Origin of the sequence: Oryzomonas rubra (genome assembly GCF_008369015.1) — a bacterium.
Classification (GTDB): domain Bacteria; phylum Desulfobacterota; class Desulfuromonadia; order Geobacterales; family Pseudopelobacteraceae; genus Oryzomonas; species Oryzomonas japonica.
In genome coordinates this window covers 431,151-437,749 of record NZ_SRSD01000003.1, presented here as the reverse complement: position 1 = coordinate 437,749, position 6,599 = coordinate 431,151, and the positions used below count along the sequence as shown (strand labels likewise).

The window sequence follows — 6,599 nt, the reverse complement described above, 5'->3', positions numbered from 1 at the left end:
GCCCTGGCAATGGCCCTGATCTGCATCCCCACCCACAGGACCACGTCCCGTCAAACGGGGCACAACGAAACCGGCCGGTTCTTGGATATCCTGAGTGTGACCCGCCACAGCACTCTGCGGGGTCTTCTGGCCTTCATCTTCGGCCGGGCCTGCGGCATCTCCCTTCTGAGCGCCTTCCTGCCGATCATGCTCACCACCAGACTGGGGCTGAGCGGCACCCAGACCGGCCTGGTCATGGCCTCCGGCACCCTGGTGATGACCCTGCTCCTGCGTCCTGTAGGCATGCTTTCCGACTGGGCGCCGCGCAAATCCATGGTGGTGGTGGGAGGGACCATCGTCTCGCTGCTTTACTTCCTGATACCGGTTGCGGTTGGATTCTCCCAGATACTCATTCTGGGGGTGGGGATTGGCCTGTTCAGCGTCCTGTCCCAACCCGCCAGCACGGCGCTGTTGGTGGAGGAGGGGAGCCGTCATGGCATGGGGCTGACGGTCGGTACCTTCAACGCCGTGCTCAATCTGGGCTTTGTCTCTGGGCCGCTCCTTGGCGCCGGGTTGCAGAACACCCTCGGACTGACCGCCGTCTTCTACGCCGCAGGGATCATGGGGCTCGGCGCCGTGGCGATGTTTATTATACATATTTCAGCAGAGGGAGGGCATGCGAAACAAGATATGGGACAAACAGAAGTTCGACTTTGACAAGCTCGCAGGGGGCTATTTAAGAGGATGTAAGGCCGCTTGCTGAAAAAACAGTCGCTCGGCTCCTGCTCTGCGTCAAAGTCTGCGCCGGAAAATAAAAAAAGGGGCTAGCTGATGAGCTAACCCCTTTATTTAATGGTGCGCCTGGAGAGATTCGAACTCCCGACCTACGGATTCGTAGTCCGTTGCTCTATCCAGCTGAGCTACAAGCGCAAAGTGATTTTCCTGAAACAAAAGGGCCGGTACCCTCTGGAAAGTAATGGTGCCCAGGGACGGAATCGAACCGCCGACACGAGGATTTTCAGTCCTCTGCTCTACCGACTGAGCTACCTGGGCGAAAAAGGATTTTTTATATACCCCGATTTGATTAGAACTGTCAATGAAAAACTGCCCTTTGTCGGGCCTGCCTCACATTATTTCTCTTCGGCCCGCTGGACCCGGATGGGAACGTAGTTGCAGAAGGGCTCTTCCTCCATGTAATCTCCGTGCACCGCATCCGCCCTGGCCCGGCACCCGCCGCAGACGTTGATGTATTCGCATTGCCCGCATTTGCCCTTGTAAGCTTTGAAGTTGCGGAGATTCTGGAAAATTTCTGAATTCTCCCAGATCTCGCGGAACGGGGTCTGCTTGACGTTCCCGGCGACACGATGGAAGTAGGAGCAGGGCTTGACATTGCCGAAGCAGTCGATCAGGCAGATGGTCTGGGCGGCGATACACCCCTTGCCGCCGCCGGTGGAAAACGTCAGGGAGCGCCGTTCAAACTTGAGCCCCTCCGCTTTGGCTTTCTGGGGAACGATCCGGTAGTAATGGGGGGCGCAGGTCGGCCGCATGAGGATGTCGTCTTCGTTCTTTTCCTGCTGATAATGCCAGTCAAGGATCTCCTCGTAGTCCTCCTTGGAGATCAACTCGTTCATGATCGCTTCGCCGCGGCCGGTGGGGACGATCATGAACATGTACCAGGCGGTTGCCCCCAACGATTTGGCCAGCTTGAACGTGTCGGCAATGTCATGCTGATTGCGCTTGGTAAAGGATGAGTTGATCAGGAATTTCTGGCCGTTGCGGCGGAAGATTTCGGCCGCGCGGATAACCCCCTCGAACGAACCGGGGCACTGGCGAAAGTTGTCGTGAATTTCCGGCGTTGACCCGTCCAGGGACAGTGACACCATCTTTATGTCGGCCTTTTTCATCTTCAGGCAAATTTCGTCGGTTACCAGGGCGCCGTTGCTGGCCATGCACATGCGCAGGCCCAGGGATGTCCCGAACTCTGCCAGTTCAAAGATATCCGGCCTCAAGAGCGGCTCGCCGCCGGAGAGTACTATGACCGGTTTGGAGAATGCGGCGATTTCGGACAGCAGTTTTTTCCCCTCATCCGTCGTGAAGTCGCCTTCCGATGAGGTCATGTCCGAAGAGCAGCGGCAGTGCACGCAGCGCAGATTACATTTCTGCGTGGTTTCCCAGGCGATCCATTTGGGTACAAATTCCTCGCGCATAAGGCTCCCGTCTCAAAGAATAGGGCGCCCATTCGTGACGCCCATTCAAGACTTTACCGCGAATGGGCGTGTAAACTCAAGGATAATTGTTGGGGAGCCGTTTGTTTGCCAGACGGCGTATATTGGCGCTCCCCGTTTTTTTAATAAACTTGAAAGGGCCCACCAATTCTGTTATACAAAAGCCTATTAACTAGATACGTGCAATTCTACCTGAATTTCTACGGGTAAATGCAAGGAGCGAGGCATGTCCACTCCGCAGATGGTCATGTACGACGAAGAGTTTCAGGAGATCAACGAGGTTATCGGCAGACTCCTGAAAGAGGCGAATGCCAAGGTTATCTTTTTGGTGGACAAAAACGGCCAGCTCATTTCCGGTGTGGGTGAGACCGAGCGTTTTGATACGACATCGCTGGCCTCGCTTACTGCCGGCAATATCGCTGCAACGGGCGGCCTCGCCAAGCTGATCGGTGAAAAGGAATTCTCGATCCTTTTCCATGAGGGCGAGAAGGATAATCTGCACATATCGATCGTCGGCGGCAGGGTGATCCTGGTTGTGTTGTTCGACAGCCGCTCATCCCTCGGGTTGGTCCGGCTGCGGGTGAAAAAATCTTCGGAAGAGCTCTCAGGCATTTTTGAAAAATTACTCAGAAAAGCAGAAGATAAGGAAAAGCGCGGGGTTTCTGATTTTCCCTTTGCCGAGATCACTGATGATGATATTGATAGCCTTTTCAGCTAAAGTTTTGAGGTAAGCTAGCAATGTCCTTTATCAACTACGCCTCCCGCGAGATTAATTGCAAGATCGTCTACTACGGTCCGGGCTTGTGCGGCAAGACCACGAATCTCCAGTATATTTATCAAAAAACCGCTCCGGACGCCAAGGGCAAGATGATCAGCCTCGCAACCGAGACGGAACGGACGCTTTTCTTTGATTTTCTGCCGTTGGCCCTGGGTGAGATACGGGGCTTTAAAACCCGTTTTCATCTCTACACCGTTCCGGGGCAGGTTTTCTATGATGCATCGCGCAAGTTGATCCTGAAGGGGGTCGACGGCGTTGTCTTTGTGGCCGACTCACAGGAAGAGCGCATGGATGCCAATGTGGAATCCCTGGATAACCTGCGGTTCAACCTCAAGGAACAAGGGTATGACCTTGATAAGCTCCCCTATGTTGTCCAGTACAATAAGCGCGATCTGGACAATATCGTGAGTATTGAAGAGTTGCGCCGCGAAATCAATCCAACGAATGTCCCCGAATTCACGGGGTGCGCTACAACCGGTGAGGGGGTGTTCGAGACCCTCAAGGCGGTGGCGAAGTTGATCCTGATTGACTTGAAAAAAGGTAAGTAACACTAGCGAGACACTATCATTCAAGGCCCATGGGATGGTATCTGTGGGTTTTTGAATGAGTAATCGTGGAGGTTCAGATATGTCAACGGAGCTGATCGACGTACCCAAGGGGATGAGCATCATCAAATCGATCCTCGTCAAGCGTCTCCAGACCCCCGGCTACTTTGCTGATGTCTACCTGGTTATGCAGAACGGGCAATATGAAGCAGCTTTATTCATCAACGACAAATACAAGCCCGGCCCGCCGATCCCTTATCCGCTTGATAACCCTACCGAAGAAGTAACCCATTGGATGGGGGTGCGGCCGAGCGTGGGGCTGAGCCCGGAGGAGGCGGACCGGATTATCAACGAGGTGGAGGGCGAGAATGCCATCCATCGCAAGAAGATGCAGGACCGCTGGAACAAGAGCGACACCCTGTAGCTTTCTTTCGGCTTGATTTTTTCGAACCTGCATGGTAATTAGAAAGCCCTGCTGAATCAGGGTGGCGATATTTGGAGAGATGGCCGAGTAGGTCGAAGGCGCTCGCCTGCTAAGCGAGTATACTGGGAAACCGGTATCGAGGGTTCGAATCCCTCTCTCTCCGCCATTGCGTCGTGATAATGGGTGTTTTTTTGACTATAGTTGCTCGCGTGCAAAAGGTGCTGATCATTGTTTTGCTTTTTCTGCCGGCGTTCCTGACGGGCTGTCAGCCAAAGGGACAAGAACAGAAACCGCAGCCGAAGATAGATGCCGCCGGGTCGCACGTAACAAAGAAGGAAGCGACGGTTGTTGTCCCTGACGCCGTAAAGAAGTCGTGGAAGGCGGTTCGGATCGCCGTCATAGACAAGGCGAACATCAAAGAAACCGTCTATACCATCCCCATCGGCAGTTCCGTTTCCATCCCCGCATTCTCCCTGGATATCGCAGTTGAGACATTCCTCCCCGCCTTTATCATGGAGGGGGCCGTCATGACCACCTCCTCAAACGATCTGAAAAATCCCGGTGCAAAAGTCACGATAACCGAAAAAGGGAACATCATCTTCAAGGGGTGGCTCTTTGCGCGGTTTCCGACGAACACATTCATGCATCCGAACTATGGATTCACCCTGGTCGATGCGGTCCCTGCCAAATAGCCGTCCCTGCCAAATAGCCGTCCCTGAACGTTTTCGCCCCACTGCGTTCATCCCCGGGTGCCAATCGCCTCCCGGGCCAGCGTGTCGCAGCGCTCGTTCTCGCTATGGCCGTTGTGGCCGCGGACCCACCTCCATTCTATGGAGTGGCGCTGGGCAAGCCCCAAAAGCGTCTCCCACAGGTCGCGGTTGACGACCGGTTCCTTCTTGCTGTTCTGCCACCCCTTCCGTTGCCACCCCGTGATCCATTCGGTCATACCCTTTACCAGGTACTGGGAATCGGTCGTCAGAATCACGCGACAGGGACGGGTCAGTTGGCGCAATGCCTCAATGGCGGCGGTCAACTCCATGCGGTTATTGGTTGTGGGCGTTTCCCCACCGGAGATCTCTTTTGTGCGCCCCTGGCAGCGCAGGATCGCGCCATAGCCGCCGGGACCCGGGTTGCCGCTGCAGGCCCCGTCGCAAAAGATTTCCACCACCTCGCCCGGCTGATCCTGTGTGGTTTCACGCTTCGCCGGCATAGGCCCCCTCCTTCTTCAGCAGGTCGGCAATGGCGTTCATGACGCGTTCGACGATGAGTTGGTGGGTCTCCCGGGTGTCTTCCAGGTAATACAGGTCGCTGAAGTCGAGGGGGGCACCGAAGATGACGGAGGCGGACTGGCCGAATCCCGGGAATTTCCAGTGGTTCAGGCCGATCAGGGCTGTCGGGATGACCGTGGGGCGGGTGTCGAAGATGATCTTGCCGACGCCCCGGTTGCCTTTTCCCAAGCGTCCGTCCTTATGACGCGTTCCTTCTGGGAAGAGCATGACCTTCTGGTCCGCAAGCAATTGGTTGATAACCCTGTTGGCCTTGACGTCGCGTCCGCGCCTGACGGGAAAGGCCCCCCACGAGGAGTACAAAAGACGTGGGATAAGTTTCTGGAATAGCTCTTCCTTGGCCGGAGCCCATACCATTTGCATGGGATGGTGCCGGACAATGGCCCAGGGGAGAAAAATCGTGTCGTAGGCGGAAATGTGGTTGGAGGTAAACAGAACGCCCCCGCTGTTCGGTATCTGTCCGCCCCCCTTGGAGGTGAAGCGGTTCAGTGCCGAGGCATAGGAGCCGATCACCCAGCAGGAAAATGTTACCCAACTACGTCGTAAAAGCGACACGTTCATCCCGTCTACTTCCTTCATAATGCCGCTGTGCGGCAGAAATGGCCTTGCAAGCTCCCCGCTTATACCATGTCCGGCACAATTCGGCAACCTCGACCGGGGCGGATTGTTCTGCGTTGGAATTGCCCGGGATTGCTGCTATAGTTCAGTCATGAACGCGGACAACCGAGAGATCGTCTTCAATGGACTGGTATACGATATCGAGCAGATGCTGGTGGAAATCGGCTCCCACGGCAGCCATACCTTCCAGATTATCCGCCACCCCGGCGGCGCCGGGGTGCTGCCGGTACACGCAGATGGGAGCGTATCGCTGATCCGGCAACTGCGCCCGGCGGTCGACACCGTTCTCCTGGAGATCCCGGCCGGTCGCCTCGGCCCGGGGGAACCGCCTCACCACTGCGCCGGCCGCGAACTGCGGGAAGAGACCGGGATGCGGGCCGGGCAGTTGGTTCCGCTCGGTATGATTCATTCGTCGCCCGGTGTTTTCGATGAAATCGTTCACCTCTATGCGGCTACCGGCATCTCCCAGGGGGAGGCGGAACCGGAGGATGACGAGGATATCGAGGTCGTCCGCATGCCGTTTTCTGAAGCCCTCGCCATGGCTGCCGAAGGGCGCATCAGCGATGCCAAAACCATAGTTACCCTTTTCAGATGGGACCAGAGATGCAAGACGCAAACTACCTGATCGGCAGACAACCGGTCCTTGACCGGAATGGAGGTATCCGTGCCAATCTCAGCCTCTCCCGGGAAGGCGTGTTGGAGGCGCAGGTAAAGGCCTGCGGCTGGCGCAACGGGATGCCCTGA

General features: G+C 56.0%; 10 protein-coding genes and 3 tRNA genes. 8 read left to right on the top strand and 5 right to left on the bottom strand.

What is annotated here, in order from left to right:
• On the top strand, positions 1-696 hold a 696-nt coding region (locus tag ET418_RS07240), incomplete at its 5' end, for an MFS transporter (protein WP_149306907.1).
• 136 nt (positions 697-832) lie between these two features.
• On the opposite strand, the gene ET418_RS07235 is transcribed toward ET418_RS07240, so the two are convergent.
• The 3 genes from ET418_RS07235 to ET418_RS07225 all read right to left on the bottom strand — a co-directional run bounded on the left by ET418_RS07235 (position 833) and on the right by ET418_RS07225 (position 2,186).
• A tRNA-Arg gene (locus ET418_RS07235) sits at positions 833-909 on the bottom strand.
• A gap of 47 nt (positions 910-956) precedes the next feature.
• Positions 957-1,032, bottom strand: a tRNA-Phe gene (locus ET418_RS07230).
• Between the two features lie 77 nt (positions 1,033-1,109).
• Positions 1,110-2,186 (bottom strand): radical SAM/SPASM domain-containing protein, encoded by a 1,077-nt coding sequence (locus tag ET418_RS07225; RefSeq protein WP_149306906.1) that lies wholly within the window; start codon positions 2,184-2,186, stop codon positions 1,110-1,112.
• Between the two features lie 244 nt (positions 2,187-2,430).
• Between ET418_RS07225 and ET418_RS07220 the strand changes: the two genes are divergently transcribed.
• From ET418_RS07220 to ET418_RS07200, 5 genes are all read left to right on the top strand, one after another.
• The gene (locus tag ET418_RS07220) at positions 2,431-2,922 is read left to right on the top strand and encodes a roadblock/LC7 domain-containing protein (RefSeq protein WP_149306905.1); all 492 of its coding nucleotides are present in this window, start codon (positions 2,431-2,433) and stop codon (positions 2,920-2,922) included.
• Between the two features lie 20 nt (positions 2,923-2,942).
• Positions 2,943-3,530 carry a GTP-binding protein gene (locus ET418_RS07215; protein WP_149306904.1) on the top strand — a complete coding sequence of 196 codons (588 nt, stop codon included), beginning with the start codon at positions 2,943-2,945 and terminating at the stop codon, positions 3,528-3,530.
• A gap of 79 nt (positions 3,531-3,609) precedes the next feature.
• Positions 3,610-3,951 (top strand): hypothetical protein, encoded by a 342-nt coding sequence (locus tag ET418_RS07210; protein WP_149306903.1) that lies wholly within the window; start codon positions 3,610-3,612, stop codon positions 3,949-3,951.
• Positions 3,952-4,024: 73 nt separating this feature from the next.
• A tRNA-Ser gene (locus tag ET418_RS07205) sits at positions 4,025-4,117 on the top strand.
• 25 nt (positions 4,118-4,142) lie between these two features.
• Positions 4,143-4,643 carry a DUF2155 domain-containing protein gene (locus ET418_RS07200; RefSeq protein ID WP_246152977.1) on the top strand — a complete coding sequence of 167 codons (501 nt, stop codon included), beginning with the start codon at positions 4,143-4,145 and terminating at the stop codon, positions 4,641-4,643.
• 47 nt (positions 4,644-4,690) lie between these two features.
• On the opposite strand, the gene rnhA is transcribed toward ET418_RS07200, so the two are convergent.
• Positions 4,691-5,161, bottom strand: coding sequence for a ribonuclease HI (rnhA, locus tag ET418_RS07195; protein ID WP_149306901.1), 471 nt, complete (start codon positions 5,159-5,161; stop codon positions 4,691-4,693).
• On the bottom strand, positions 5,145-5,798 hold the full coding sequence (locus tag ET418_RS07190) for a lysophospholipid acyltransferase family protein (protein ID WP_149306934.1): 654 nt from the start codon (positions 5,796-5,798) through the stop codon (positions 5,145-5,147). The genes rnhA and ET418_RS07190 overlap by 17 nt, the downstream gene beginning before the upstream one ends.
• A gap of 148 nt (positions 5,799-5,946) precedes the next feature.
• Between ET418_RS07190 and ET418_RS07185 the strand changes: the two genes are divergently transcribed.
• Positions 5,947-6,480: an NUDIX hydrolase gene (locus ET418_RS07185; RefSeq protein ID WP_149306900.1), complete on the top strand. Its 534-nt coding sequence runs from the start codon at positions 5,947-5,949 to the stop codon at positions 6,478-6,480.
• The gene (locus ET418_RS18115; RefSeq protein WP_188055373.1) at positions 6,459-6,599 is read left to right on the top strand and encodes a hypothetical protein; all 141 of its coding nucleotides are present in this window, start codon (positions 6,459-6,461) and stop codon (positions 6,597-6,599) included. The genes ET418_RS07185 and ET418_RS18115 overlap by 22 nt, the downstream gene beginning before the upstream one ends.